General features: G+C 68.1%; 2 protein-coding genes. Both read left to right on the top strand.

Annotated features, from left to right (window positions below; all coding sequences use genetic code 11):
- The coding region (gene trbK-alt, locus BHQ40_RS24740; protein ID WP_171905969.1) for a putative entry exclusion protein TrbK-alt at positions 1-221 on the top strand (221 nt) is incomplete at its 5' end.
- Positions 222-224: 3 nt separating this feature from the next.
- The coding region (gene trbL / locus BHQ40_RS24745; RefSeq protein WP_070158313.1) for a P-type conjugative transfer protein TrbL at positions 225-1,174 on the top strand (950 nt) is incomplete at its 3' end.

Below are 1,174 nucleotides of genomic sequence, written 5' to 3' on the forward strand. Positions count from 1 at the left end.
TGGCCGCGGACGATGCGCCGCCCGCGCCGGCTGCAGGCGGTGATCCGCTGATGGCGGAGCTGCTGCGCTGTCGCACGCTTCCCGCCGGCAGCACGGACGCGGCGTGCGAGCAGGCCTGGGAAGTCAATCGTCGGCGCTTTCTCGGCGAGAGCCGCAGCTATGTGGCCCCGCGCGCGGCGGCCCCGTCGCCGGCGGCCGCCACTCCATCTGCGGAGCACTGAGCGATGGAAAGCACCGGCGTCATCGATCGGTTTCTCGATACCTTCGCACGCTACATCGATAGCGGGTTCGGTCTGATCCACGGCGACGTCGCCTTTCTGGCGAGCTCGCTGATCGTGATAGACGTGACGCTGGCCTTCCTGTTCTGGACCTGGGGTGAAGGCGACGACATCGTCGCCCGGCTGGTGAGAAAGACGCTGCAGGTCGGCTTCTTCGCTTTCCTGATCTCCAACTGGAACGGTCTCGCCAAGATCATCTATCTGAGCTTCTCGGGGCTCGGCTTGAAAGCGGCCGGCTCCGGCAGCGCCGACGATCTTCTGCACCCTGGGAAGATTGCGGCGACGGGCATCGATGCGGCGCGGCCGCTCTACGATCAGGCGACGGCGCTGGCGGGCCCGGTCGGCATCTTCACCAATTTCGCGCAGATCGCGGTGCTGCTGCTCGCCTTCGCGATCGTGCTGCTCGCTTTCTTCATCATCGCGATCCAGCTGTTCGTGACGCTGATCGAGTTCAAGCTGACGACGCTCGCCGGTTTCGTGCTGGTGCCGTTCGGACTGTTCGGGCGCACGGCGTTCCTCGCCGAACGCGTGCTCGGCAACGTCATGGCGACCGGCGTCAAAGTGCTGGTGCTCGCCGTGATCATCGGCATTGGCTCGACCATCTTCCACGAGTTCGTGCTCGACTTCGGCGGAACGCCGCCGACGCTCGAACAGGTCGCCAGCCTCGCGCTCGCCGCGCTCACTCTTCTCGGCCTCGCCATCTTCGGCCCCGGCATCGCCTCCGGCCTAATCTCGGGCGGCCCGCAACTCGGCGCCGGCGCTGCGGTCGCCACCGGTGCGACCGTCGTCGGGATCGGCGCGGCTGCCACGATGGGTGTCGCTGGCGCGGCGGGCCTCGCTGGCCGGGCGGGCTCGGCCGCAGCTTCAACCCTGTCCCGGTCCGCTGGTTCGCCCCC

Source organism: Sphingobium phenoxybenzoativorans, assembly GCF_001757355.1.
GTDB classification, from domain to species: domain Bacteria; phylum Pseudomonadota; class Alphaproteobacteria; order Sphingomonadales; family Sphingomonadaceae; genus Sphingobium; species Sphingobium phenoxybenzoativorans.